The 420-nt window shown below is 36.2% G+C and carries 1 protein-coding gene; it reads left to right on the top strand.

What is annotated here, in order from left to right; genetic code table 11:
* Positions 1-239 precede the first annotated feature (239 nt).
* Positions 240-420, top strand: a 181-nt coding sequence (locus A7098_RS24040) for a hypothetical protein (protein ID WP_206748919.1), incomplete at its 3' end; no start/stop codon positions are given.

Here is a 420-nt window from a genome sequence, read left to right as displayed (position 1 = left end):
AAACGAGTTTGACTGCCAACACTGCACAGTTTCCCCCCCAAAAATGAAACATTTGGGGCCATTTTGACTCATAGAGGAAAGCATCGCACACGAACTTTTTCAGTTTATTTGTTGGCTTTATATTCTGGTATTAGTTTTATTTATAGATTTTTATATTGAATGAGGTGATTTTTGGAGAGAAGAATGAGGAAGTTGCTTCGAGACACAGAAACGTTATCTTTACGTCAAGCGGAGGTGATGTGAAATTAATTTACAAGAGAAATGGTTTACATATCAAACGGTTAGTTTGTTTTTGTCGTTTTTTGATATTTTTATGCTTGAGAAAAAACACGAAACTTTTTTATGATATGGACAGTTTGGCCCCAAATGTTTCATTTTTGGGGGGGAAACTGTGCAGTGTTGGCAGTCAAACTCGTTTCC

Source organism: Escherichia sp. MOD1-EC7011 (assembly GCF_002965005.1).
Lineage (GTDB): Bacteria > Pseudomonadota > Gammaproteobacteria > Enterobacterales > Enterobacteriaceae > Escherichia > Escherichia ruysiae.
Note: the sequence above shows the minus strand (reverse complement) of the source record. Positions and strands in the feature narration are given on the sequence as shown.